24 protein-coding genes are annotated in these 25,725 nt (G+C 68.2%); 6 read left to right on the forward strand and 18 right to left on the reverse strand.

What is annotated here, in order from left to right; translation table 11 throughout:
- Position 1: 1 nt before the first annotated feature.
- A complete protein-coding gene (locus tag ACWMMN_RS04280) occupies positions 2-1,018 on the forward strand; it encodes an MraY family glycosyltransferase (protein ID WP_059235757.1) in 1,017 nt (338 codons plus the stop codon).
- A 12-nt stretch (positions 1,019-1,030) separates the two neighbouring features.
- Entirely contained in the window at positions 1,031-2,905 is a 1,875-nt protein-coding gene (locus ACWMMN_RS04285) for a polysaccharide biosynthesis protein (protein ID WP_059235754.1), read from the forward strand.
- Positions 2,906-3,010: 105 nt separating this feature from the next.
- Here the strand turns inward: ACWMMN_RS04285 and ACWMMN_RS04290 are convergent, their stop codons facing one another.
- Genes ACWMMN_RS04290 through ACWMMN_RS04310 form a run of 5 tightly spaced genes read right to left on the reverse strand, consistent with a single transcriptional unit; the run spans position 3,011 to position 8,439 of the window.
- A complete protein-coding gene (locus ACWMMN_RS04290; RefSeq protein WP_059235752.1) occupies positions 3,011-4,117 on the reverse strand; it encodes an MraY family glycosyltransferase in 1,107 nt (368 codons plus the stop codon).
- A 27-nt stretch (positions 4,118-4,144) separates the two neighbouring features.
- Entirely contained in the window at positions 4,145-5,167 is a 1,023-nt protein-coding gene (gene galE, locus ACWMMN_RS04295; RefSeq protein ID WP_059235750.1) for a UDP-glucose 4-epimerase GalE, read from the reverse strand.
- Between the two features lie 15 nt (positions 5,168-5,182).
- A complete protein-coding gene (locus ACWMMN_RS04300) occupies positions 5,183-6,319 on the reverse strand; it encodes a glycosyltransferase family 4 protein (RefSeq protein ID WP_059235748.1) in 1,137 nt (378 codons plus the stop codon).
- Positions 6,320-6,361: 42 nt separating this feature from the next.
- The gene (locus tag ACWMMN_RS04305) at positions 6,362-7,186 is read right to left on the reverse strand and encodes a glycosyltransferase (RefSeq protein WP_059235745.1); all 825 of its coding nucleotides are present in this window, start codon (positions 7,184-7,186) and stop codon (positions 6,362-6,364) included.
- A complete protein-coding gene (locus ACWMMN_RS04310) occupies positions 7,183-8,439 on the reverse strand; it encodes a lipopolysaccharide biosynthesis protein (RefSeq protein ID WP_059235743.1) in 1,257 nt (418 codons plus the stop codon). The genes ACWMMN_RS04305 and ACWMMN_RS04310 overlap by 4 nt, the downstream gene beginning before the upstream one ends.
- Positions 8,440-8,682: 243 nt before the next feature.
- Between ACWMMN_RS04310 and ACWMMN_RS04315 the strand changes: the two genes are divergently transcribed.
- The 4 genes from ACWMMN_RS04315 (at position 8,683) to waaA (ending at position 13,562) form a co-directional block, all read left to right on the forward strand.
- Positions 8,683-10,077, forward strand: coding sequence for a phosphomannomutase/phosphoglucomutase (locus tag ACWMMN_RS04315; RefSeq protein ID WP_486423014.1), 1,395 nt, complete (start codon positions 8,683-8,685; stop codon positions 10,075-10,077).
- A gap of 175 nt (positions 10,078-10,252) precedes the next feature.
- Positions 10,253-11,248, forward strand: coding sequence for a lipopolysaccharide heptosyltransferase I (gene waaC / locus ACWMMN_RS04320; RefSeq protein WP_256085641.1), 996 nt, complete (start codon positions 10,253-10,255; stop codon positions 11,246-11,248).
- Between the two features lie 24 nt (positions 11,249-11,272).
- The gene (gene kdoO / locus ACWMMN_RS04325) at positions 11,273-12,157 is read left to right on the forward strand and encodes a Kdo hydroxylase KdoO (protein WP_342703742.1); all 885 of its coding nucleotides are present in this window, start codon (positions 11,273-11,275) and stop codon (positions 12,155-12,157) included.
- A 37-nt stretch (positions 12,158-12,194) separates the two neighbouring features.
- Entirely contained in the window at positions 12,195-13,562 is a 1,368-nt protein-coding gene (gene waaA, locus ACWMMN_RS04330) for a lipid IV(A) 3-deoxy-D-manno-octulosonic acid transferase (RefSeq protein ID WP_486423015.1), read from the forward strand.
- A gap of 59 nt (positions 13,563-13,621) precedes the next feature.
- Here waaA and ureG read toward each other — a convergent pair whose 3' ends face one another.
- The 13 genes from ureG to ACWMMN_RS04395 form a co-directional block, all read right to left on the reverse strand.
- A complete protein-coding gene (gene ureG, locus ACWMMN_RS04335; RefSeq protein WP_059235735.1) occupies positions 13,622-14,269 on the reverse strand; it encodes an urease accessory protein UreG in 648 nt (215 codons plus the stop codon).
- 16 nt (positions 14,270-14,285) lie between these two features.
- On the reverse strand, positions 14,286-14,966 hold the full coding sequence (locus tag ACWMMN_RS04340) for an urease accessory protein UreF (protein WP_059235733.1): 681 nt from the start codon (positions 14,964-14,966) through the stop codon (positions 14,286-14,288).
- Complete coding sequence (ureE, locus tag ACWMMN_RS04345) at positions 14,953-15,564, reverse strand: urease accessory protein UreE (RefSeq protein WP_486423016.1); 612 nt, start codon at positions 15,562-15,564, stop codon at positions 14,953-14,955. Before ureE ends, ACWMMN_RS04340 begins: the two co-directional genes overlap by 14 nt.
- An 18-nt stretch (positions 15,565-15,582) precedes the next feature.
- Complete coding sequence (gene ureC / locus ACWMMN_RS04350) at positions 15,583-17,289, reverse strand: urease subunit alpha (RefSeq protein WP_059235730.1); 1,707 nt, start codon at positions 17,287-17,289, stop codon at positions 15,583-15,585.
- Positions 17,290-17,320: 31 nt separating this feature from the next.
- Positions 17,321-17,626, reverse strand: a complete 306-nt coding sequence (locus ACWMMN_RS04355) for an urease subunit beta (protein ID WP_034187295.1) — start codon at positions 17,624-17,626, stop codon at positions 17,321-17,323.
- A 7-nt stretch (positions 17,627-17,633) separates the two neighbouring features.
- Complete coding sequence (gene ureA / locus ACWMMN_RS04360) at positions 17,634-17,936, reverse strand: urease subunit gamma (RefSeq protein WP_006406310.1); 303 nt, start codon at positions 17,934-17,936, stop codon at positions 17,634-17,636.
- 236 nt (positions 17,937-18,172) lie between these two features.
- Complete coding sequence (locus tag ACWMMN_RS04365) at positions 18,173-19,048, reverse strand: urease accessory protein UreD (protein ID WP_342703747.1); 876 nt, start codon at positions 19,046-19,048, stop codon at positions 18,173-18,175.
- A 166-nt stretch (positions 19,049-19,214) separates the two neighbouring features.
- The gene (gene urtE, locus ACWMMN_RS04370) at positions 19,215-19,907 is read right to left on the reverse strand and encodes an urea ABC transporter ATP-binding subunit UrtE (RefSeq protein ID WP_059235726.1); all 693 of its coding nucleotides are present in this window, start codon (positions 19,905-19,907) and stop codon (positions 19,215-19,217) included.
- A 4-nt stretch (positions 19,908-19,911) separates the two neighbouring features.
- Positions 19,912-20,769: an urea ABC transporter ATP-binding protein UrtD gene (gene urtD / locus ACWMMN_RS04375; RefSeq protein WP_059235724.1), complete on the reverse strand. Its 858-nt coding sequence runs from the start codon at positions 20,767-20,769 to the stop codon at positions 19,912-19,914.
- Positions 20,766-21,953 carry an urea ABC transporter permease subunit UrtC gene (gene urtC / locus ACWMMN_RS04380; RefSeq protein ID WP_174994383.1) on the reverse strand — a complete coding sequence of 396 codons (1,188 nt, stop codon included), beginning with the start codon at positions 21,951-21,953 and terminating at the stop codon, positions 20,766-20,768. The genes urtD and urtC overlap by 4 nt, the downstream gene beginning before the upstream one ends.
- A gap of 1 nt (position 21,954) precedes the next feature.
- The gene (gene urtB / locus ACWMMN_RS04385) at positions 21,955-23,574 is read right to left on the reverse strand and encodes an urea ABC transporter permease subunit UrtB (RefSeq protein WP_342703752.1); all 1,620 of its coding nucleotides are present in this window, start codon (positions 23,572-23,574) and stop codon (positions 21,955-21,957) included.
- 146 nt (positions 23,575-23,720) lie between these two features.
- Positions 23,721-25,028 carry an urea ABC transporter substrate-binding protein gene (gene urtA, locus ACWMMN_RS04390; protein WP_059235720.1) on the reverse strand — a complete coding sequence of 436 codons (1,308 nt, stop codon included), beginning with the start codon at positions 25,026-25,028 and terminating at the stop codon, positions 23,721-23,723.
- Positions 25,029-25,391: 363 nt separating this feature from the next.
- On the reverse strand, positions 25,392-25,715 hold the full coding sequence (locus tag ACWMMN_RS04395) for a rhodanese-like domain-containing protein (RefSeq protein WP_059235719.1): 324 nt from the start codon (positions 25,713-25,715) through the stop codon (positions 25,392-25,394).
- Positions 25,716-25,725: the final 10 nt, after the last annotated feature.

Raw genomic sequence — 25,725 nt, forward strand, 5'->3', positions numbered from 1 at the left:
TATGCATCCCGCGATTACCACGTGGCTCACGGCGACCGGAGTGGCTCTGGCCGCCGCCGTCGCCTCGACGCTCATCCTGCGGACGCTGCTCGCCACGGGGCTGGCCTGGCGACTCGCGACCGATATTCCGAACGACCGTTCGCTGCATACGCTGCCGACCCCGCGCGTCGGCGGCTGGGGCATCGTGCCCGTGTCCGTGATCGCGATCCTGTGGCTTGCGCCGTCGATGTGGCTGGTGGCGGTGGCCGCCGCCGGGCTGGCCGCGCTGTCGCAGCTCGACGACCGGCGCGGGTTGCCGGCGCGGGTCCGGTTCGCCGCGCACCTTGCCGCGGTCGTCGCGCTGATCGCCGTCTATCCGGCCGCCGCGCCATGGTGGCTCCTTGCCGGCGTCGGTTTCGGGATGATCTGGCTGACCAATCTGTACAACTTCATGGACGGCGCGGACGGTCTCGCCGGCGGCATGGCGCTGTTCGGCTTCGGCGCCTATGCGGCCGCCGCGCTGGCCGGTGCGCAGCCGGCGCCGGATCTCGTCGTGGGCGGCGCAGCGATTGCGGGCGCCGCGTTCGGCTTTCTGCTGCTGAATTTCCATCCGGCGAAGCTGTTTCTCGGCGACGCGGGCTCGATTCCGCTCGGGTTCATGGCGGGCGCGCTCGGCTACTGGGGCTGGCGCGGCGGGGTCTGGCCGATCTGGTTTCCGGCGATGGTGTTCTCGCCCTTTATTGCCGATGCATCTGTAACACTTGCGAGACGTTTGTTACGCGGGGAAAAGTTCTGGCAGGCGCACCGGGAGCATTACTATCAGCGAATGGTGCGCTCCGGCACGGGCCATCGGCGCACCGCCATTTACTGGTACCTCGTGATGCTCGCGGGCATAATCACAGGCCTGTGGGCATTGGACCGCCCGGCCATGCAGCAGTGGGGGCTGTTGGCCGCCTGGTATGGCGTGCTGGCGTGTATTGGCTGCGCGATCGACGCGCGCTGGCGCCGGGTCGGTACGGTCACCGAAAACAAATCTTGAGGTCTCCCGCCGATGTTGCGATCCAAAGCATCTTGGCTGTCACTGAGTGCTTTCCTGTTCGACCTGCTGGCGGTACTTGCCGCCTGGCTGTTCGCCTATCTCGTCCGCTTCAACGGTAGCGTTCCGCCCGATTTCCTCGGTGGCGCGCTGATGGCGCTGACGTGGGTGCTGCCCGTGTACGCGCTGATGTTCCACGTGTTCGGCCTGTATCGCGGGCTGTGGGTGTTTGCGAGCCTGCCCGACCTGATGCGCATTGCGAAGGCAGTGGGCGGCGGCGGCGTGATCGTGATGATCGGCGCGGTAATGTTCCAGCCGGTGCCGATCATTCCGCGCTCGGTGCTGCTCGTGTCGCCGCTGATGCTGTTCCTGGCGATGGGCGGCGCGCGCGCGCTGTATCGCGCGACCAAGGAGTATTACCTGTACGGCGGGCTCGTCGGGAAGGGCAAGCCGGTGCTGGTGCTCGGCGCGGGCACGGCCGGCGCGAGCCTCGCGCGCGAACTGTCGCGCTCCGGCGAGTGGCGTCTCGTCGGTCTGCTCGATGACGACGTCACCAAGCAGGGCCGGGAGGTCTACGGTTACAAGGTGCTGGGCTCGTTCAACGACCTCAAGCACTGGACCGACGCGATGAAGGTCGAATACGCGATCATCGCGATTCCGTCGGCGTCGGTCGAGGTGCAGCGCCGCGTCGCGACGCTGTGCGTGCGGGCCGGCGTGAAGGCGATGGTGCTGCCTTCGCTGACCGCGCTGATGCCGGGGCAGGGCTTCCTGTCGCAGGTACGGAACATCGATCTCGAGGATCTGCTCGGCCGCGACGCCGTGACGATCGACACGCCGCACGTCGAGGCGCTGCTGCGTGGCCGTGTCGTGATGGTGACGGGCGCGGGTGGCTCGATCGGCTCCGAGCTGTGCCGGCAGATCCTGCGCTTCGCGCCGGCGCAACTCGTCGCGTTCGACCTGTCCGAATACGCGATGTACCGGCTGACCGAGGAGCTGCGCGAGCGCTTCCCCGATCTGCCGGTCCTGCCGATCATCGGCGATGCGAAAGATTCGCTGCTGCTCGACCAGGTGATGTCGCGCCACGCACCGCACATCGTGTTCCACGCGGCCGCCTACAAGCACGTGCCGCTGATGGAGGAGCACAACGCGTGGCAGGCGCTGCGCAACAACGTGCTCGGCACCTATCGCGTGGCCCGTGCGGCGATCCGCCACGACGTGCGTCACTTCGTGCTGATCTCGACCGACAAGGCCGTCAATCCGACCAACGTGATGGGCGCGAGCAAGCGCCTGGCCGAAATGGCCTGCCAGGCGTTGCAGCAGACGAGCGGGCGCACGCAGTTCGAGACGGTGCGCTTCGGCAACGTGCTCGGCAGCGCCGGCAGCGTGATTCCGAAGTTCCAGCAGCAGATCGCGAAGGGCGGCCCGGTGACGGTCACGCACCCGGAGATCACGCGCTTCTTCATGACGATCCCGGAAGCGTCGCAGCTCGTGCTGCAGGCATCGAGCATGGGGCATGGCGGCGAGATCTTCATTCTCGACATGGGCGAACCGGTGAAGATCGTCGATCTCGCGTGCGACCTGATCCGCCTGTACGGTTTCTCGGAAGAACAGATCCGCATCGAGTTCACCGGGCTGCGGCCGGGCGAGAAGCTCTACGAGGAATTGCTCGCGGACGACGAGGCGACGACGCGCACGCCGCATCCGAAGCTGCGGATCGCACGTGCGCGCGAAACGCCGGACAATTTCCTCGACGAGCTGCTGCCGTGGCTGATGCAGCATCGCGTGCTGCCTGACGACGAAGTGCGGCGCGACCTGCGGCGCTGGGTGCCCGAGTATCAGACGGCCACCGTGCCGGCCCTGAAGAGCGTGCGGGTCGCGTCGAACCGCTGACGGCCGTGCCGCGGCGGCGCGGCCACCTGCGGCCGCCGTTTCGCCCAAAAGAAAAGCGCCCCGCGGGGCGCTTTTTTCATGCCGGGTCGTGAGCGGCCCAGGTGTTCAGCGGCTGTGCCGGTGCTTGCGCACCACCATCCACCGCGGCGCGCGGAACCGCACGATGCTGATGTACAGCCACACGTAGGTCAGCGCGAACAGCACGACGAACACGAACAGGTGCACGGTGTGCCGCCAGAACAGCGTAGCCGGGATCACCGCGACGAGGCACAGCAGCCACAGGTACGGCGACGTCAGCGAATTGCGGCGCGTTAGGTCGTGCGCGTGCTTCGTGCCGACGGCCCAGCGCATCAGCCGCTTGTACACGAGCATGTGCAGGTGCACGCCGTCCGGAATGCCGGGCGACATGCCGCGGATGAATTTCTTCCGGTAGATCGAGAAGCAGGTCTCGAAGATCGGATACATGAACAGCAGCACGGGGTACCACGCCGATACCTCGCGGTTGCGCATCACGAGCATGATCGCGAGTTCCGCGAGCATGAAGCCGATGAAATACGCGCCGCCGTCGCCGAGGAAGATCAGCCCGGCCGGGAAATTCCACAGGAAGAAGCCGAGTACGGCGCCCATCATGATGATCGACGCGGACATCACGACCGGGTCGCGGACCTGGAACGCCACGTACGCGAGCGACGCGAACATCATGAAGCTGACCATCGACGCGAGGCCGTTGAAGCCGTCGATGATGTTGATCGCATTCGCGAGCGCCGCGACCGCGAGCACGGTGACGAATGCCGAAATGGCGACGTAGCCGAGCAGGAAGTCGAGCGGCGGCACGCTGATGCGCGTGACCGCGATGTTCATCAGCCAGAATGCAAGCGCGGCCGCGCCCATCGTGCAGAGCAGCCGCGCGCGCGGCGACACGCGTTTGGTCAGGTCCTCGACGAGGCCGGACAGGAACGCCGGCATCCCGCAGGCCACGATGCCGAGAATGCTGCCGGCAATCGTCGGGTAGCGTTCCGTGAGCAGCAGCGCCGACGCGACGACGCCTGCGAGGATCCCGATGCCCCCGACCCGCGGCACGGGCCGCACGTGGAATTTCTGCACGCCGGCCAGGTCGCTGTCGATCGAGAATTTCTCGTGAAGGTGCGCGTAGCGCACGATGAACAGCGTGACGAGCAGGGAGACGATGAAGCCGGACGCGAAGCTGAGCATGGGATCGCTCGAAAAATGGACAGCGGATTATACAAAACCGCGCGGGTTCCCCTCCTGCCATCGCCAGTGGTCGGCACACATTTCTTCAATACCGAGCGCGGCACGCCAGCCGATGATGTCGGCCGCGGCCTGCGGGTTCGCGTAACACTCGCCGATGTCGCCCGGGCGGCGTGCGACGAGCTCGTACGGCACCGGGCGGCCCGACGCCTTCTCGAATGCGCGCACGACTTCCAGCACGCTGTAGCCCTGGCCGGTGCCGAGGTTCACGACGAAGCTCGCGTCGCGCTTCGTCAGCGCGTCGAGCGCGGCGATGTGCCCCTTCGCGAGATCGACGACGTGGATGTAGTCGCGTACGCCCGTGCCGTCCGGCGTCGGGTAGTCGGAGCCGAACACGCGCAGCTTTTCCAGCTTGCCGACCGCGACCTGCGCGACATACGGCATCAGGTTGTTCGGGATGCCGGCCGGATCCTCGCCGATCAGCCCGCTCGCATGTGCGCCGACCGGGTTGAAATAGCGCAGCGTGGCGATCCGCCACGTCGGGTCCGAGACTTCGAGATCGCGCAGGATCTGCTCGGCGATCAGCTTCGACTGGCCGTACGGGTTCGTCGCGGACAGCGGGAACGATTCGTCGATCGGCGAGCGCTCGGGTACGCCGTACACGGTCGCGGACGAGCTGAACACGAACTGCTTGACGTTGCGCTCGCGCATGACCTTGAGCACGGCGAGCAGGCCGCCGATGTTGTTCTGGTAGTACTCGAGCGGCTTCTCGACCGATTCGCCGACGGCCTTGAGCGCCGCGAAGTGAATCGTGCCGGTGATCGGGTGCGCGTCGAACACCTTCGCGAGCGCGGCTTCGTCGCACACGTCGACCTGGTGGAACGCGGGCGTCTTGCCCGTGATCTGCGTGATGCGCCGCACGGACTCGGACTTGCTGTTGACGAGGTTGTCGACGATCACGACGTCGTAGCCGTTGCCGAGCAGCTCGACGGTCGTATGCGAGCCGATATAGCCCGCTCCGCCGGTGACGAGGATGGTGCCTTTAGCGGTCATTGCTGATGCGCTCCTTCAGAGGGTGATACCGGTTAACGAATGGATGGTACGCCGGTAGCGTTCGACGACCTGCTGTTCGTCGAATTCCGCCGTGACCTTCTGCCGGCCGCGTGCGCCCATCGCGTCGCGTCCGGCCGTTCCGAGTTCGATCATGCGGAGCAGTTGCTCCGCGAGGCTTGCGCTGTCGCGCACGCGGCACAGGAAGCCGGTTTCGCCGTCGGCGACGACGTCGCGGCAGCCCGGCACGTCGGTCGCGACGATCGGGCGGCCCATCGCCGACGCTTCCATCAGCGTGCGCGGCACGCCTTCGCGATACGACGGCAGCACGACGCAGTCGGCCGCCGCGATGTGCGGGCGTACGTCGTGCGCCTCGCCGAGATATTCGATGACGCCTTCGCGGACCCACGCGTCGACATCCGCGCGGCCGATCGCGCTCGGATTGTCGACGCCGAGCGGCCCGAGCAGCTGGAAGCGCGCGTCCGGGACGCGGGCCCGCACGAGGCGCGCGGCCTCGACGTATTCGCGCACGCCCTTGTCCCACAGCAGCCGGCCGATCAGGATGAAGACGGGGGCGTCGCCGGCGGGCAGCGGCACCGGCGAGAACTGTTCGAGATCGACGCCTTCGCCGTGCAGCAGCCGCGCGCGATCGGGGTGCGCGAGCAACTGCTCGTCGGTGAAGGTCGCGAGATCGTCGCGGTTCAGGAACCACACTTCGCGCGGGAAGCGGAACGCGAACCGGTACAGGCGCTTCGCGACGCTCGCCGCGCGGCTCTTCTGGATGAACACGTAGCCGAGGCCCGTCGTCACCGCGATCGACGGCACGCGCGCGAGCCACGCGGCAACCGAGCCGTAGATGTTCGGCTTGATCGTGTAATGGAACACGAGATCGGGCTTCAGCGCGCGGTAATGGCGCGCCAGCGCGGCGAGCGTGCCGAGATCCTCGCGCGGGCTCGTGCCCTTCGACGCGACCGCGAGCGCCACGTAGCGGCAGCCCATCTGCTCGAGCAAGGGCACCGTGCGGTCGTGCGGCGCGATCACGACGACCTCGGCGCCGCGCGCGACGAGCGCACGGATCAGCCCGTGGCGATAGGTATGGATCGCCCAGGCCGTGTTGCAGACGAGCGCAATGCGCAGCGGGGAGGTGGCGGACATGAAAAAAAGAAAAAATAAAGCGTCGAAAATGCCGGAAACGCGTCAGGCGGACGGCCGCGCGGCGAACAGCGTCTGCTTGATCCGCTGCAGCGTACGGTACGGCGTCACGAAATGCAGCAGGTTCTTGGCGAGGCCGGCCCAGTCGTACGGGTTCAGCGCGTTGAAGTGGCGCAGCAGCAGCGTGAGCGTCGATACCAGCTGGCGCCGGCGTTTGGTCGCGCTGATCCCGCCCTCGTTAAGCTCGTAATACAGGCCGAGTTCCGGCAGGTTCGCGCAATCGTAGCGTTGCATTAACCGCAAAAAAAGATCGAGATCCTCGGCCGCACGGTATTTCGCGCGATAGTTGCCCACTTCGCGCACGGCGTCGATGCGCAGCATGACCGACGGATGCACGAGCGGCGAGCGCAGGAAGCGCGTGCGGCGCAGCGTGCGCGGATCGGCGGGCGGCGTCAGCATGAAGCGCGGCTCGCCGGCACGCGACACGACCTGCGTCCACATGCCGACGCAGGCCACGTTCGGGTGGGCGCCGAGAAACGCGCGCTCCTTCGCGAGGCGCTGCGGCGCGGAAAGGTCGCCGGCATCGATGCGTGCCGCATAGCGGAAGCCGCGGGCCGCGAGCGCGTCGATGCCGGCCGCGAGCGCGCGTTCGATGCCGCCGTTCTGCGGCATGCGCAGCACGTCGATCGACAGGCCCGGCAGGTCGGGCGCGACGATCGGCGGCGTGCTGCCATCGTCGACGATCAGCACGTGGACGGGCGCATCCTCGCGAAACGACGCGAGGGTCCGGACGACGTCGTCGTGCCCGTTGTAGGCCGGCATCAGCACGGCCACGTCGTCGAGCGGGGGCGGGCAATCAGGGGACGTCATGTTCGCAGCTTGAAACGGATGTAATAAAAGTTGACGGCGGCGGCGGCCAGGTAGCCGGCCGCCAGCCCGACGAGCGCGCCGTACAGGCCGAGCCGCGGGATCGCGAACAGGTTGACGAGCGCGGCGATCGCCAGCGCGAGCAGCCATTTCGACAGCAACACGAATTTTGCTTGATATTTGAGAACGATAAGATTGCCTATCGCCTCGATGCCGGCCGGCACGGACAGCCAGACGGCCCAGCGGAAGATGTCGACCGATGCCTCGTAGCCGTGGCCGAACACCTTGCCGACGATCAGCGGGGCGGCCGCGTCGAGCACGAGCGCGCCGGCCGTCATCAGGCAGGCCGTCATCGCGATCAGCCGGACGATGTTGCGGCGCAGCCGCGCGACGTCCTGCACGCGGTAGACGAAGGCGGGCGCGATCGTCTGCGCGAGCATCAGCGCGAGCGTGATCCAGTTCTCGTTGAGCTGCTGCGCGGCCGAATAGCGGCCGAGATCGGCGAACGACACGTGACGCTCGAGCATCAGGCGGTCGAGCTTCAGGAACAGGTACATGCAGATGAGGCCGAGCCAGAACACGGTGCCGGCCGTCGCAAAGTGCCGGAACAACGGCTTGTCGAGCGTCCAGCCGAGCGTGCCGCCGTTGCGATGCCGGTAGTACAGCAGCAGCGCGAAGCCGATTGCGGCGGCCTCGAGCGCCCACAGCCACGCGAAGCGTGCGGGGCCGGCCGCCGCGCGGACCAGCAGCCACACGAGCAGCGCCTTGGCGAGCGCGGTGATCATGCTGGCGACGAGCTGCGGCTTGCTGTAGGTCATGCTCTGCAGCCACGCGTTGATCACGCCGACGAACGGTTCGCGGAACACCATCGTGACCGCCAGGCCCGCGAGCATCGCGCCGACCAGCGGGTCGAACGCGCCCGCGGCGATCGCAATCCAGGTCGCGGCGAGCGCGGCGGCCGACACGGCGATGCGCAGCGCGAACGCGCTGCCGAGCACCGCGCCGAGCTGGGCGGGCGGGCGCTGGACGATGGTCGGGACGAGGATTTCCGCGCCGCACACCCAGGTGAGCGGCGCCAGTACCAGGAGAAGCGTATTCGCATACTGCCATTTGCCGAACACATCTGGCCCGAAATAACGGGCCAGCAGGCCGCTGATCGCGATCGCGACGCCGATCTGCGTGAGCCGTTCGAGCCCCAGCCAGACGAGGTTCGCGACGGCCTTCGCGACGTCCGGGTTGCCGAAGCGCTTCAGCATGCGCTGGGGCGGCACGCGCGGGGGGCGGCCGGAGGCTGCGGGTTAGCGGCGGCGGGACGGCTAGGCATTAAAATGGGCGACATGCGCGTCATCAAAACCCGCGATTATAAGTGGGATCGCGGCCGCTCCAGCCGTTCCGCTCCGTGTTCCGCCGGCAGGCATGTATCATGCGCGGCACCGGCGAGAGGCAGCCACGCAGGCCTGACAATTTTCCATGCACGCAACTGAGAGAGAAGTGAATCGATGATCTCCCAATCCATCTTCAAGGCATATGACATTCGTGGCGTGGTCGGCAAGACACTCGACGTCGACACCGCGCGCGGGATCGGCCGGGCATTCGGCAGCGAAGTGCGTGCACAGGGCGGCGACGCGGTCGTCGTCGCGCGCGACGGCCGTCTGTCCGGGCCGGAACTCGTCGGTGCGCTGGCCGACGGCCTGCGTGCGGCGGGCGTCGACGTCGTCGACGTCGGGATGGTGCCCACGCCGGTCGGTTATTTCGCGGCGAACGTGCCGCTGGCGCTGAAGGGCGGCGAGCGCCGCGTCGATTCGTGCATCGTCGTCACGGGCAGCCACAACCCGCCCGACTACAACGGCTTCAAGATGGTGCTGCGCGGCGCCGCGATCTACGGCGAGCAGATCCAGGCGCTGTACCGCCGCATTGTCGACGAGCGCTTCGAGTCGGGCAGCGGCACCTATGAGGAGATCGACGTTGCCGATCAGTACATCGCGCGCATCGTCGGCGACGTGAAGCTCGCGCGGCCGCTGAAGCTCGTCGTCGACGCCGGCAACGGCGTCGCCGGCCCGCTCGCGACGCGCCTGTTCAAGGCGCTCGGCTGCGAACTCGTCGAGCGCTTCACCGACATCGACGGCACGTTCCCGAACCACCACCCCGATCCCGCGCACCCGGAAAACCTGCAGGACGTGATCCAGGCGCTGAAGGACACCGATGCCGAGCTCGGCTTCGCGTTCGACGGCGATGGCGACCGCCTCGGCGTCGTCACGAAGGACGGCCGGATCATCTATCCGGACCGCCAGCTGATGCTGTTCGCGGAAGAGGTGCTGTCGCGCAACCCGGGCGCGCAGATCATTTACGACGTGAAGTGCACGCGCCACCTCGCGCAGTGGATCAAGTCGAAGGGCGGCGAGCCGCTGATGTGGAAGACGGGCCACTCGCTCGTGAAGGCGAAGCTGCGCGAGACGGGTGCGCCGCTCGCCGGTGAAATGAGCGGCCACGTGTTCTTCAAGGATCGCTGGTACGGCTTCGACGACGGCCTCTACACGGGGGCGCGCCTGCTCGAGATCCTCACGAAGACGGCCGACCCGAGCGCGCTGCTCAACGGGCTGCCGGACGCGATGAGCACGCCCGAGCTGCAGCTGTGGCTCGACGAGGGCGAGAACTTCCGCCTGATCGACAAGCTGCAGAAAGAGGCGAAGTTCGACGGCGCCGAGGAAGTCGTGACGATCGACGGCCTGCGCGTCGAGTACCCGGACGGCTTCGGCCTCGCGCGTTCGTCGAACACCACGCCGGTCGTCGTGATGCGCTTCGAATCCGAGACGAAGGAAGGGCTCAAGCGCATCCAGGAAGACTTCCGCCGTGTGCTGACGGCCGCGAAGCCGGACGTCAAGCTGCCGTTCTGAGCGCCGGCGGCCTGCGGGCCGCCGGCGGCGCCGCGGCCGGGTCATCGGCCGCGATCCTCCCGAAAAGCGGCGCACGCCACGGGCGTGCGGCCGCTTTTTGTCTGTCCGGCCCGCCGGGCGAGATAAAATCCCCCCTTTATGCTTGTCGCCGGCTGCCAGCCGGCGTTTTTTCAGCGTGCAAAAGATCCTGATCGTGCGCGTGTCGTCGCTGGGCGACGTCGTGCACAACATGCCGGTGATCGCCGATATCCGGCGCCGCCACCCCGATGCGCAGATCGACTGGCTCGTCGAGGAAAGCTTCGTCGACCTCGTGCGGCTCGTCGACGGCGTGCGCAACGTGCTGCCGTTCTCGCTGCGCCGCTGGCGCAAGAAGCCGCTGTCGGGCGCCACGTGGCGCGAGATCCGCGCGTTCCGCCGGCGCCTCGCGGCCGAGCAGTACGACCTCGTGATCGACTGCCAGGGCCTCATCAAGACGGCCTGGGTCGCAAGCTGGGCGCGCGGCCCGCTCGTCGGGCTCGGCAACCGTACCGACGGCGCCGGCTATGAATGGCCGGTGCGCTTCTTCTATCGCAAGCGCGTGCCGATTGCGCCGCGCACGCACGTCGTCGAGCGCTCGCGGCAGCTCGTCGCGGCGGCGCTGGGCGACCCGGCGCCGACGCCGGCCGATCCGGTCGACTTCGGCCTCGACACGCGCGCGGCGGCACTCGCGGTGGCCGCGCTCGGCCTGAACCTGCCGGTGCCGTACGTCGTGTTCGTCCATGCGACGTCGCGCGCCGACAAGCAGTGGCCGGACGCCGCGTGGATCGAGCTCGGCCAGGCGCTCGTGCGGCGCGGCGCATCGCTCGTGCTGCCGTGGGGCAACGACGCGGAGCGCGCGACCAGCGAGCGGCTCGCGAAGGAGTTCGGTGCGGCGGCGATCGTGCCGCCGAAGCTGTCGTTGCCGGCCGTGGTCGGTCTGATCGACGGCGCGGCCGCGACCGTCGGGGTTGATACAGGTCTGGTTCACATCGCGGCCGCGCTGAAGCGTCCGACGGTCGAACTGTACAATTTCGCGACGGCCTGGCGGACCGGCGGCTACTGGTCGCCGAACGTCGTCAATCTCGGCACGGCGGGGCAGCCCCCGTCGATCGCGCAGGTGAAGTCGGCGCTCGCGGGCTTCGGTCTCCTGTAACGCTGTCACTCACGCGAACCGATCATGAGCGAATCCCAGATCATCGAAGTCCCGTCCGCCGACTGGAGCGGACACAACCTGTCGGCGCCGCGCGAGCAACTGCTCGCCGCGGTCGAGGAAGGCAAGGTGCTGTATTTCCCGCATCTGCGCTTCGCGATCGAAGGCGGCGAGGAAGCGTTGCTCGATCCGGCGCTCGCCGATCCGAAACGCAAGAACATCAGCCTCGCGCCGAACGGCGGCGCGCTCGCCGGCGTGCTCGGCGACAGCGTCACGCAATCGGCCGTGCGCGCGCTCGTCGCGCGCTTCCAGCAGCAGGCCGGCTCGCTCGTCGACGGCCTCTTTCCCGAATACCGCGGCAAGCTGCGCGTCGCGCCGACGAGCCTGCGGCTGATGCAGGTCGAGACGCGCCAGACGTCGTGGCGCAAGGACGACAGCCGGCTGCACGTCGACGCGTTCCCGTCGCGGCCGAATTACGGCGAGCGGATCCTGCGCGTGTTCACGAACGTGAACCCGGCCGGCGTGCCGCGCGTATGGCGTGTCGGCGAGCCGTTCGAGGACGTTGCGAAGCGCTTCCTGCCGTCGATCAAGCCGCAACTGCCGGGCGCCGCGTGGCTGCTGAACCTGCTGCACGTGACGAAGTCGCCGCGCAGCGCGTACGACCACCTGATGCTGAACCTGCACGACAGCATGAAGGCCGATCTCGACTACCAGAAGACGAGCCCGCAGGAGACGATGCCGTTTCCGCCCGGTTGCGTGTGGATATGTTTCTCGGATCAGACTTCGCACGCTGTGATGTCGGGCCAGTTCATGCTCGAACAGACGTTCTTCCTGCCGGTCGATGCGATGGTCCGCCGCGAATGCGCGCCGCTCGGCATTCTCGAGCGCCTGAAGGGCAGGGCGCTGGTTTGAGCGCGCCCCTGCTTCGACGCAACACGAGGGCCGCGGCATGCTGAGGGTGATCTATCGCGCGCTGTGGTGGCTCGTCGCGCCGGCCGCGGTCATCCGGCTCTACGTGCGCTCGCGCAAGGAGCGCGGCTATCGCGAACACATCGGCGAACGCTTCGGCCACGTGACCGGCCGCTCGCGCGACGACCGCACGCCGCTGATCTGGGTGCATGCGGTGTCGGTCGGCGAGACACGCGCCGCGCAGCCGCTGATCGACGCGCTGATGCACGCGCGCCCCGATGCGCGCATCCTGCTCACGCACATGACGCCGAGCGGCCGCGCGACCGGCGAACAGATCTTCGGCGATCGCGTGCTGCGCTGCTACCTGCCGTACGACATGCCGGGTGCGGTGCGGCGCTTCCTGCGTGCCTGGCGGCCGACGCTCGGCCTCGTGATGGAAACCGAGGTGTGGCCGACGCTGATCGACGAATGCCGTCGCGCGGATGTGCCGCTCGTGCTGACCAATGCACGGATGTCCGCGCGTTCGTTCCGGCGCGCGGCGAAGTTCGGCGCGGCGACGCGCGACGTGTTCGGCGGGTTCTCGCGCGTGCTCGCGCAGAGCCCGGCCGATGCGGAGCGGCTCACGTCGCTCGGCGCGCGCAACGTGACCGTGCTCGGCAACCTGAAGTTCGACATGACGACGCCGCCGGAACTCGCGGCGCGCGGCCATGCGTGGCGCGACGCGATCGGCACGCGGCCCGTGTGGGTGGCCGCCAGCACGCGCGAGAACGAAGAAGCGCTGGTGCTGCAGGCGTTCGCGGAAATGCGCACGCCCGGCGCGCTGCTGGTGCTCGTGCCGCGTCATCCGCAGCGTTTCGCCGAAGTCGAGGCGCTCGTCGCGCGCGGCGGGCTCAAGTCCGTGCGCCGCTCGGTGTGGGCCGCCGACGCGGCCGCGCTCGCGGCCGGCCAGCCGGCCGCCGAACCGCTGCCGGACGACGTGACGGTGCTGCTCGGCGATTCGATGGGCGAACTCGGCGCGTATTACGCGGCCGCCGACATCGCATTCATCGGCGGCAGCCTGCTGCCGCTCGGCGGCCAGAACCTGATCGAAGCGTGCGCGGTCGGCGTGCCGGTGCTGATCGGCCCGCACGTGTTCAACTTCACGCAGGCGACCGCCGACGCGGTCGCGGCCGGCGCGGCGATGCAGGTTGCGGATCCGCTCGATCTCGCGCACGTGCTCGACGCGCTGTTCGCCGACAAGGCGCGGCGTATCGCGATGGGGGCGGCCGGTGCGGCCTTCGCATCGCGTCACCGCGGCGCGACCGCGCGCACGGTCGACGTGCTCGCGGCGCTGCTGCCGCCTGCCGAACGCGGCGAGCGCATGCTGCAGGACGCGCAGGACGCGCAGGACACGTCCGACGACGAATAGACGGCGGGCGGCGCAATGCCGCCCATGCGCGGCGGCGACGTGTGCCGCCGCCACGCCGCTCAGACCGTCAGCAATCCCTTCTTCTCGATGAATGCGATCACGTCCGCGACGCCTTCGAGTGCCTTCAGGTTCGTCATCACGTAAGGCCGCTCGCCGCGCATCTTCCGCGTGTCGGACGCCATCACGTCGAGGTTTGCACCGACCAGCGGGGCGAGGTCGGTCTTGTTGATCACGAGCAGGTCGGACTTCGTGATGCCGGGGCCGCCCTTGCGCGGAATCTTCTCGCCGCCCGCGACGTCGATCACGTAGATCGTCAGGTCCGACAACTCGGGGCTGAAGGTTGCCGCGAGATTGTCGCCGCCCGATTCGATGAACACGATGTCGGCGTCCGGAAAGCGCGCCAGCATCCGGTCGACGGCTTCGAGGTTGATCGAGGCATCCTCGCGGATCGCCGTGTGCGGGCAGCCGCCCGTCTCGACGCCCATGATGCGTTCTTCGGGCAGCGCGCCGGCCACCGTCAGCAGCCGCTGGTCTTCCTTCGTGTAGATGTCGTTCGTGATCGCGACGAGGTCGTACCGGTCGCGCATCGCCTTGCACAGCATTTCGAGCAGCGTGGTCTTGCCGGAGCCGACGGGGCCGCCGATGCCGACGCGCAGCGGCGGCAGTTTCTTCGTGCGGCGGGCGGAGGAGGGGGCAGGTGCGTTCATGGTCGGGCGATGGGGTTCAGGAGCGGAACAACCGCGAGTACTGGGTTTCGTGCCGCGCGGACAGGATGCCGAGCTGCGGCGCGAACGTGTTGATGGCGTCGGGCGGCGTCGCGAGCGCGCGGCGCACGGCCGCGTCGATCGCGCCGCGCAGCGCGACGATGATGCGCTGCCCGGCGAGCTGGCCGAGCGGCACGGCCTTCAGCGCGGCGGACGTCTGGTTCTCGACCCAGCCGAATGCGTACGCGGCGAGCGTCGCGTCGGCGCTGGCATCGTGCATGGCGGCCGCGTAGGCGAATGCGGTCGGCAGCGCGACCGGCGAGATCGACGCGAGCGTCGCGCGGCGCGCGGCATCGCCCCATTCGAGCGAGGCGCACAGCTGCGCGAGCGACCAGCCCATCTGTTCGGTTTCGCGGCGCAGTTCGGCCGATTCGCGGCTCGCGATGAACCAGGCGTTTTCGGCGGCAAGCGCGGACGTGTCGTGCGCGTGCCAGCGTGCGAGCTGGTGCGCGAGAAACGGCAACTCGCCGTGCGCAAGCACATCGGTCAGGCCGCTGGCGATCCAGTCGCGCGCGGAATCGGCGTCGTGGATCAGGTTCGCGTCGAGCGCGGCTTCAAGGCCCTGCGAATAGCTGTACGCACCGATCGGCAGTGCCGGCGACGCGAGGTGCAGCAGCGCGACGAGTTCAGTGGTGGTCATGGCCGTGGCCGTGCGTGCATCCGGAACCATGCTGATGATCGTGATCGTGATCGTGATCGTGATCGTGCGAATGCGAGTGGCCGTGATGGTCGCCGAATACCTGCTGCGCGAGCGCGTAATCCTCGGCGAACGTCGCGTCATGCCCGTGCTTGTGGCCGCCGCCATACGCGCCGGCTTCCGGCTGGAACGGCGCGTGCGCTTCTTCGACCTGCGTGCCGAGCCGGCGCAGCATGTCGGCGAGCACCGGATCGGCTTCGAGCTTCAGGTAGCCGTCGCCGATCTCGACCGGCGTGTGGCGGTTGCCGAGATGGTACGCGGCGCGCATCAGCGTGAGCGGGTCGGCCGCGCGCACGAGCAGCACGGTCTCGGGCGCGGCGGCAACGCGCACGAGCGCGCCGTCGTCGGCGACGAGCACGTCGCCGTCGCGCAGCACGGTGCCGCGCGGCAGCAGGACCGCGACGTCTTCGCCGGTGTCGAGCGTCGCCGCGAGGCGGCTCTTGCAGCGGGCGTCATAGGCGAGCGTGAGCGTCGGCGCGCGTGCGACGAGCGACGCGGCGAGCTTCACGTTCGGGGCAATGCGTTTGTCGAGGGTGCGCATGAAATCGGGAGCCGGAAATCAGAACAGGAAATAGCGCTGCGCCATCGGCAGCACCGTCGCCGGTTCGCAGGTGAGCAACTGGCCGTCGGCGATCACGTCGTAGGTTTCGGGATCGACGCTGATCGACGGGCGCCACGCGTTGTGGATCATGTCGGCCTTCGTCACGGTGCGGCAGTTGCGCACGGGCACGATCCGCTTCGCGAGGCCGTAGCGCTCCGCGATGCCTGCATCGGCCGCCATCTGCGACACGAAGGTCAGCGACGTGCGGGCGAGCGCACCGCCGCGCGTCGCGAACATCTCGCGATAGTGAACCGGCTGCGGCGTCGGGATCGACGCATTCGGGTCGCCCATCTGCGCCATCGCGATCATGCCGCCCTTCAGGATCATCGACGGCTTGATCCCGAAGAACGCAGGCTCCCACAGTACGAGATCGGCCCACTTGCCGGGCTCGATCGAGCCGACTTCGTGCGCGATGCCGTGCGTGAGCGCCGGGTTGATCGTGTACTTCGCGACGTAGCGCTTCGCGCGGAAGTTGTCGTTGCGCGGGTTGTCTTCCGGGAGCGCACCGCGCTGCACCTTCATCTTGTGCGCGGTCTGCCACGTGCGGATGATCACTTCGCCGACGCGGCCCATCGCCTGCGAATCGGACGACAGCATCGACAGCGCGCCGAGATCGTGCAGGATGTCCTCGGCCGCGATCGTCTCGCGGCGGATCCGCGATTCGGCGAACGCGAGATCCTCGGCGATCGACGGATCGAGGTGATGGCACACCATCAGCATGTCGAGATGCTCGTCGAGCGTGTTGATCGTGTACGGGCGCGTCGGGTTGGTCGACGACGGCAGCACGTTCGACTCGCCGCACACCTTCAGGATGTCGGGCGCATGGCCGCCGCCCGCACCTTCGGTGTGGTACGTGTGGATCGTGCGGCCCTTGAACGCGGCGACCGTCGATTCGACGAAGCCGCCTTCGTTCAGCGTGTCGGTATGGATCGCGACCTGCGTGTCGGTGTCGTCGGCGACCGACAGGCAGTTGTCGATCGCGGCGGGCGTCGTGCCCCAGTCTTCGTGCAGCTTCAGCCCGATCGCGCCGGCCGCGATCTGCTCGACGAGCGGTTCCGGCAGGCTCGCATTGCCCTTGCCGAGGAAGCCGAGATTGATCGGCCAGCCGTCGGCGGCCTGCAGCATCCGCTCCATGTGCCACGGGCCCGGCGTGCAGGTCGTCGCGTTGGTGCCGGTGGCCGGCCCCGTGCCGCCGCCGAGCATCGTCGTGACGCCGGACGCGAGCGCCTCGTCGATCTGCTGCGGGCTGATGAAGTGAATGTGCGTGTCGATCCCGCCTGCTGTCACGATCAGCCCTTCGCCGGCGATCACTTCGGTGGCCGCGCCGATCGCGATCGTCACGCCCGGCTGGATGTCGGGGTTGCCGGCCTTGCCGATCGCGGCGATGCGGCCGTGCTTGAGCGCGATGTCGGCCTTCACGATGCCCCAGTGATCGAGGATCACCGCGTTCGTGATGACCGTGTCGGGCACGTCGGCGGCCACGCGCTGCGACTGGCCCATCCCGTCGCGGATCACTTTCCCGCCGCCGAATTTCACTTCCTCGCCGTAGGTCGTGAAGTCGCGTTCGATCTCGATCAGCAGTTCGGTGTCGGCGAGCCGGACGCGGTCGCCCGTCGTCGGCCCGAACATTTCCGCGTACGCGCGGCGGCTCAAGCGTAGTGTCATGTCGTGCTGTTCCTGAAGAGCGGGGCGCCGCTTACAGCGGCCCCATCACCTTGCCCTGAAAACCGTAGACGGCGCGCGCGCCCGCGAGCGCGACGAGCTCGACGGTGCGCGTCTGGCCCGGCTCGAAGCGCACGGCCGTGCCGGCCGCGATGTTGAGCCGGAAGCCGCGTGCGGCCGCGCGGTCGAACGACAGCGCATCGTTGACTTCGAAGAAGTGGTAGTGCGAGCCGACCTGCACCGGGCGGTCGCCGGTGTTCGCGACGACGAGCGTGAGCGTTGCGCGGCCCGCGTTCAGTTCGTGTTCGCCGTCGTCGGTGAGGATTTCGCCGGGGATCATGCGTGCCTCACGGAATCGGGTGATGGACGGTCACGAGCTTCGTGCCGTCGGGGAAGGTCGCTTCGACCTGGATGTCGGGAATCATCTCCGGCACGCCGTCCATCACGTCGTCGCGCGTGAGCAGCGTCGTGCCGTAGTGCATCACCTCGGCGACCGTCTTGCCGTCGCGCGCGGCTTCCATCAGCGCGGCGGTGATGAAGGCGACCGCCTCCGGATAGTTGAGCTTCAGGCCGCGCGCGCGACGGCGTTCGGCCAGCAGCGCCGCTGTGAAGATCAGCAGCTTGTCCTTCTCGCGGGGAGTCAGTTTCATGAAGGCAAACGTTCAGGAAAACGTAATTTTTATCGGCGCGCATGCAACCGGGCGAACGCGCGGGTCATCGTAGCACCGCGCTGTTTTGCGTGCGTTGTGTATCGGTTATGTAAGGAGCAAGGCGCGTGCCATGTGCATCGGGCACGGTGTGATGCGCGTTCGTGGTGCGTCGTGCATGGGTAGCGTGCAGCGTCCGATGCGGTGCTGCGCCGAAACGGTGCGCGGCGCGGGCGTGCTCAGGTTTGCCAGAGACGCAGCGGCCGTGCGTCGACGCCGTGCACGATCGGCCGCAATTGCAGCCAGCAGCCGGTGAAGTGACGCTGCAGCGCTTCCATCGACGTCGCCAGCGCGCGCACGAGCACGACGCCCGGTGTCACGCAGGTCGCGCCCGCGCGCAGCGTGTCGTCGAACGGCATCCGGGCGGCGAGCGCTTCGGCCAGCGCGGCGTCGCACGCGGCGCCGGCGGCCCACAGCGTGCCGTATGCGGGAAAGCCGGTGAGGCCCTGCAGTGCGCCGCGCAGCGGATCGCGTGCATCGAGCAGCGCGCGCTCGGTCCAGAGCGGCCGGCCGTCGGCATCGACGAGCGCCGAAGCCGAAGCGATGCGGCCTGCCGACCAGGTTTCGCCGGCGGCCTGCCGGCCGAGCTGCGTCGCGTCCCAGCCGATTGCGCTCGCGCCCGTGCCGAGGGTCACCGTGAAATCGAGCGCTGCGTGCGCCGCATCGAAGAACAGGTTGTTCTGCGGCAGCCAGTCGAGCTTCGCGTCACGGCCGACCGTGATGCCGATGCGCTGCGTCGCGTCGAGGCCGTTCGACTTGTACCACTTGGTCGCGCCGGGCGTCGTCAGCACCGCATGCGTGCCGTCGCCGAGCGCAATGTCGATGTCGAGCCGGTCGCCGCCCGCGACACCGCCCGGTGGGTGGACGATCACCGCGTGGCAGATCGCGTCGCCTTCCGGATACAGCGGCCGCTGCACGCGCAGCGGGCCGTCGTGCAGCCGGTGCGCGAGCGTCGTGCGCGCGCCGTGCCGCTCGAAGCCAAGTTCGAGACGGCCGCGCCACGACTTGGCGACGGCGGGGCGGGACAGCGGGGCGTGCGAATCGGGGGCGGACATCGGCGGCGAACGGGAAACGAGGGTAACGGACGCGAAAAACGTGGATGCTACCGGAACAATAATGCAGATGCCGCGTTCGTTGAAAGCGCCGCGTGCGGGGGCCTTGCGAGCCGGCCGCTCATGTCCGTCGCCGTGCCTGCCGCCGTGCCTACCGCCGTGCCGCGCGTCACACCGCGATCAGTTCGCGCACGCCGTTCGTCTCCATGTCGTGCGCATCGCCGCCCGCGACGATCTCGCCGCGGCTCATCACCCAGTAGTTGTCCGCGATCGATTGCGCGAAGTCGTAATACTGTTCGACGAGCAGCACGGTCATCCGCGATTCGTCGACGAGCTGGCGCAGCGTGCGGCCGATGTCCTGGATGATCGACGGCTGGATGCCTTCGGTCGGCTCGTCGAGGATCAGCAACTGCGGCTCGCTCATCAGCGCACGGCCGATCGCGAGCTGCTGCTGCTGGCCGCCCGACAGGTCGCCGCCGCGCCGCGCGCGCATGTCCTTCAGCACGGGAAACAGGTCGTAGATGCGGTCTGGCACCTTCGACGGCGCCTTGCGGCTCGCCGCGCCGACGAGCAGGTTTTCCTCGACGGTCAGCCGCGGAAAGATGTCGCGGCCCTGCGGCACGTACGCGAGCCCGGCCGCGACGCGCGCATACGGCGGCAGTGCGCCGAGCGCCGTGCCGCGCCACGACACGCTGCCGCTCTTCGCGGCGACGACGCCCATCAGACAGCGCAGCAACGTGCTCTTGCCGACGCCGTTGCGGCCGAGCAGCACGGTGAGCTTGCCGTCGTCGGCGGCGAGGTTCACGTTGCGCAGGATATGGCTGCCGCCGTAGTACTGGTTCAGTGCTTCGATCTTCAGCATCGCATCATCGTCCGAGATAAGACTCGATCACCGCGTCGTCGCGCTTGACCTGGTCGAGCGTGCCTTGCGCGAGCACCGCGCCTTCGGCCATCACCGTCACGCGGCCCGTGTCGCCCGCGAGCGCCGCGACGAATTCCATGTCGTGCTCGACGACCATCATCGAGCAGGTGCCGCGCAGCGTGTTCAACAGTTCGGCAAGTTCCATCGTTTCGTGATCGGTCATCCCGGCCGCCGGCTCGTCGAGCAGCAGCAGCGCCGGGCGCTGCATCAGCAGCATGCCGATCTCGAGCCGCTGCTTCTGCCCGTGCGACAGTTCGCCGGCCGCACGATACGCATGGCTTTCGAGGCCGATCAGCGCGAGTGTCTCCTCGATCTTCGCCTGTGCCGTGCGGTCGAGCCGCGCACGCAGCGACGCGAGCCAGCCCTTGTCGGTCTGCATCGCGAGCTCGAGGTTTTCCCACACCGGATGCTGCTCGAACACGGTCGGCTTCTGGAACTTGCGGCCGATGCCCGCGCGCGCGATTTCGGGTTCGCTCATCCGCGACAGGTCCAGCGTCTGGCCGAGAAACACGCTGCCGGCGTCGGGGCGCGTCTTGCCGGTGACGACATCCATCATCGTCGTCTTGCCCGCGCCGTTCGGGCCGATCACGCAGCGCAGCTCGCCTGCGTCGATGGCGAGCGACAGCTTCTTCAAGGCACGAAAGCCGTCGAAGCTCACTTCGATATCTTCGAGGTACAGGATCGTGCCGTGCGACGTGTCGATGCCGGGCGGCACGACGCGCCCCATCGACGCGGTGCCGCTGACGGTCAGCAGTTCGTCCTCGAGCGGCGGCGTGAACTGGTACAAGGCCGTTCCGTTCATGCGCGTTTCCCCTTCGCGATCAAGGTTTCGACGAGACCCATGATCCCGCGCGGCAGCAGCAGCGGCACGAGCACGAAGATCAGGCCGAGGAAGAACAGCCAGTATTCGGCGAAGTACGCGGTAAACAGGCTCTTCGCGCCGTTCACCGCGAATGCGCCGACGATCGGCCCGATCAGCGTGCCGCGCCCGCCCACCGCGACCCAGATCGCCATTTCGATCGAGTTGCCGGGCGACATCTCGCCGGGGTTGATGATGCCGACCTGCGGCACATACAGCGCGCCCGCGATGCCGCACAGCACGGCCGACACGGTCCACACGAACAGCTTGTACGCGAGCGGGCTGTAGCCGAGGAACATCAGCCGCGTCTCGCCGTCGCGCACCGCGGTGACGACGCGCCCGAGCTTGCTCGTGACGATCGCGCGCGCGGCGATGAACGCCAGCACCAGCGTCGCGAACGTCAGCAGCAACAGCACCGTGCGCGTGCCGGGCGAGGTAATGGCGAAGCCCGCGATGCGCTTGAAGTCGGTGAAGCCGTTGTTGCCGCCGAAGCCCGTCTCGTTGCGAAAGAACAGCAGCATCGCGGCGAACGTCAGCGCCTGCGTGATGATCGACAGGTAAACGCCTTTCACGCGCGAACGGAACGTGAAGAAGCCGAATACCCAGGCGAGCACGGCCGGCACCAGCACGACGAGCGCGAGCGCCCATGCGAGATGCTGCGTGCCGCTCCAGTACCACGGCAACTGGTGCCAGTCGAGGAACACCATGAAGTCGGGCAGGTCGCTGCCGTACTTGCCGTCGCGACCGATCTCGCGCATCAGGTACATGCCGATCGCATAGCCGCCGAGCGCGAAGAACAGGCCGTGGCCGAGGCTCAGGATCCCGCAGTAGCCCCACACGAGATCGAGCGCGAGCGCAGCGATCGCATAGCACATCAGCTTGCCGGCGAGCGTCATCGCGTACGCGGACAGATGGAACGCGCTCGCTTCGGGCGCAACGAGCGCGGCGAGCGGCACGCCGATGCCGATCGCGATGCACAGCGCGACGAGCGCGAGCCACGCGCGGCGCGACAGCAGCGCGGGGCGGGGCGGCAGGCCGAGCGCGAAGCCGTCCGCCGCGCGCGCGGCGGCAGCGGGCTTCGGTGAGCCGGCAACCGGGTTCGATATCGAGTCGGTGAAGGAAGTCACGTCAAGCCTCCGCGCTGCGGCCCTTCGGGGCAAACATGCCCTGCGGGCGTTTCTGGATGAACAGCACGATCATCACGAGCACCGCGATCTTCGCGAGCACGGCACCCCAGAACGGTTCGATCGCCTTGCTCGCGAGGCCGAGCCCGAAGCCGCCGAGCACGGTGCCGGCGATCTGTCCGACGCCGCCGAGCACGACGGCCATGAACGAATCGATGATGTAGTTCTGGCCGAGATCGGGGCCCACGTTGCCGATCTGCGATAACGCGCAGCCGCCGAGGCCCGCGATGCCCGCGCCGAATGCGAACGCATACGCGTCGACGCGTGCGGTCTTCACGCCGACGCACGCGGCCATCCGGCGGTTCTGCGTGACCGCGCGCACGAACAGGCCGAGCCGCGTCTTCGTCAGCACGGCCCACGCGACGAACACCACCGCGAGCGCGAACGCGAGGATCGCGAGCCGGTTGTACGGCAGGATCAGGTTCTGCATCACGGGTACACCGCCGCTCATCCACGACGGGTTCACGACCTGCACGTTCTGCGCGCCGAACAGCATGCGCGTCGCCTGGATCAGGATCAGGCTCACGCCGAACGTTGCGAGCAGCGTTTCGAGCGGGCGGCCGTACAGGTGCCGCAGCACGAGCCGTTCGAGCACGATGCCGACGAGCGCGGCCGCCACGAACGACACGGGCACGGCGACGAGCGGGTACCAGTCGAACGCGCCAGGCGCGTAGCGCTGGATCAGCGTCTGCACCACATAGGTTGCGTACGCACCGATCATCAGGAATTCGCCGTGCGCCATGTTGATCACGCCGATCAGCCCGTACGTGATCGCGAGGCCGAGCGCGGCGAGCAGCAGCACGCTGCCGAGCGACAGGCCCGCGAACAGCGTGCCGACGATCTCGCCACGGCGCTGCAGCGTATGCAATGCGTCGAGCCCTTGCTGCGCGGCGTCGCGCACGCGCGCGTCGGGTTCCGCGTAGCTGCCGTCGGCGTTCTTCGCGACGAGCGGGCGCAATTGTTCGATCATGTCGAGATCGCGGCGTGTGGCCACCACCTGCACGGCTTCGAGGCGCTTTGCCGGATCGGCGTCGTGCAGCGCGGCGATCGCCCACAGTGCGTCGAGGCGGCGCTTCAGCGCGGGATCGGTTTCCTTCGCGCGGGCGCGCTCGATCATCGGCTTGAGCGCCGGGTCGGGCGACTTCAGTAGCGCATCGATCGCGTCGCGTCGCGCGGCGACGTCGGGCGATGCGAGCGCGAGGCCCGACAGCGCGCCCGCGATCTTCGTGCGCAGCAGGTTGTTCAGCATCACCGGCTGCGCGTCGCCGGCCGGCGTCACGACCTGCGTGAGCGCATCGTGCGCGGTGTCGCCGGTCTGGATCAGCAGGCGGCCGTCGGCGGTCGCGAGCGCGTCGCCGTTCGACAGTGCATCGAGCACCGCGACGGCGCGCGGATCGGCATCGGCGGCGAGGCGTTCGATCGCGGATGTCTTCGCGTCGAAGTCGTCACCGGCGAGCGCGGCGGTATCGGCCGCCGTCAGCGCGAACGCGGCGTGCGGCAGCATGCCCGCGAGGGCGGCGCACGCCGCGATCGCGCGAACGGCTCGGCGAAAGCGTGTAGGCATCGGGAAATCCTGTCGGGCTTGAGGAAGCGGATTCGGGCGGTACTGCACCGGCGCGGGCGGTTCGTGACGGCAACCGCGGCCGGCGCGGCGGGCGCATCGGCATGGGGACGGCGCGTCACGCGTGATGCGCGACGCGCCACATCGCGTCAGGCCAGTGCCGCACGCTGCCGGCGCAGGAACGCCGGGATCGACGTGACGATGTCCGGCTTGCCCTGGTTGCCGGCAATGAACGGGCTCCACGGCTGCGCGCGCACGGCGGTCTTCGTCTTCCACACGACGTTGAACTGCCCGTCGCCGCGAATCTCGCCGATCATCACCGGCTTGTGCAGGTGATGGTTGCCGTCCATCGCGAGCGTAAAGCCCGACGGTGCGGCGACGGTCTGGCCGATCATCGCGACGCGCACCTTGTCGACGTCGGTGCTCTTCGCCTTCTCGACGGCCTGTTTCCACATGTGGATGCCGACGTAGGTCGCTTCCATCGGATCGTTGGTCACGCGCTTCGCGCCGCCCGGCAGGTTGTTCGCCTTTACCCACGCGGCGAACTGGTCCTTGAACTTCGTGTTGGTCGGGTTCTTCACCGACATGAAGTAGTTCCACGCGGCGAGGTGGCCGACGAGCGGTTTCGTGTCGATCCCGCGCAGCTCTTCCTCGCCGACCGAGAACGCGACGACCGGCACGTCGGTCGCCTTGATCCCCTGGTTGCCGAGTTCCTTGTAGAACGGCACGTTCGAGTCGCCGTTGATCGTCGAGATCACGGTCGTCTTGCCGCCCTGCGAGAAAGTCTTGATGTTCGCGACGATGGTCTGGTAATCGCTGTGACCGAACGGCGTGTAGACCTCCTGAATATCGGCGTCTTTCACGCCCTTCGATTTGAGGAACGCGCGCAGGATCTTGTTGGTCGTGCGCGGGTACACGTAGTCGGTGCCGAGCAGGAAGAAGCGCTTCGCGCCGCCGCCTTCCGCGCTCATCAGGTACTCGACGGCCGGAATGGCCTGCTGGTTCGGCGCGGCGCCCGTGTAGAACACGTTGCGCGACATTTCCTCGCCTTCATATTGCACCGGGTAGTAGAGCAGACCGTTCAGCTCCTCGAACACCGGCAGCACGGACTTGCGCGACACCGACGTCCAGCAGCCGAACACGCACGCGACCTTGTCCTGCGTGAGCAGCTGGCGCGCCTTCTCGGCGAACAGCGGCCAGTTCGACGCGGGATCGACCACCACCGGTTCGAGCTTGCGGCCCATCACGCCGCCGCTCTTGTTGATGTCGGCGATCGTCATCAGCGCGGTGTCCTTCAGCGACGTCTCCGAGATCGCCATCGTGCCCGACAGCGAATGCAGGATGCCGACCTTGATCGGGCCGGTGCCCGCATCGGCCGCTTGCGCAAACGGGCTCTTGCCCGCCAGCGCGAGCGCGCCGGCCATCGAACCGAACTTCAACAGACTGCGACGTTTCATCGGGATCCCCTTGTCGTGTTGGATGTGCGTGCGCCATGGCGGCGCCGGCCATCGTGTAACGCAAGGCATGTGCCAGTCGCGCGAATGCACGCCCGGCGTGCCTGTGCGGCAGGTCAGCGGGCGCCGGGGCGGTGCGGATGATGCGTCGTGCAGCATGCGCGGTCCGTTGCGGTGCAGGCTCGCGGGCGCAAATGGTGCACGGCCGGGGTGCGGCGCCGTTGCGCGTCATCGGCGGTGGGCGGAAGGAAACGAGGCAGGGCCGAAAAGAACAACGGGCACGCGATGCGTGCCCGTTCGGCGGATCAGTGTGGCCGGCGGCAGTGTGCCGACGGCGAGGCGGCGCGCGATGCGCCGCCGGAAAGGTCAGTAACGCGGCACGGACGGGTCGACGTCGCGCGACCACGCGTCGATCCCGCCTTGCAGGTTGTACAGCTTCGTGAAGCCGCGCGATTCGAGGAACATCGCGACCTGCGCGCTGCGCATGCCGTGATGGCACACGCAGACGATTTCCGCTTCGTCGTCGAGCTCTTCGCTGCGCGCGGGAATCTGCTGCATCGGGATCGATACGCTGCCGGCGATCTGCGCGGTCGAGATTTCCCACGGTTCACGCACGTCGAGCACGACCGGCGCGGGGCGCGCCGAATCGCCGAGCCATTCCGCGAGCATCGCGGGCGTCAGGATCTGCATGGAGGCTCCG

Source organism: Burkholderia cepacia complex sp. TUM26381 (assembly GCF_057439935.1).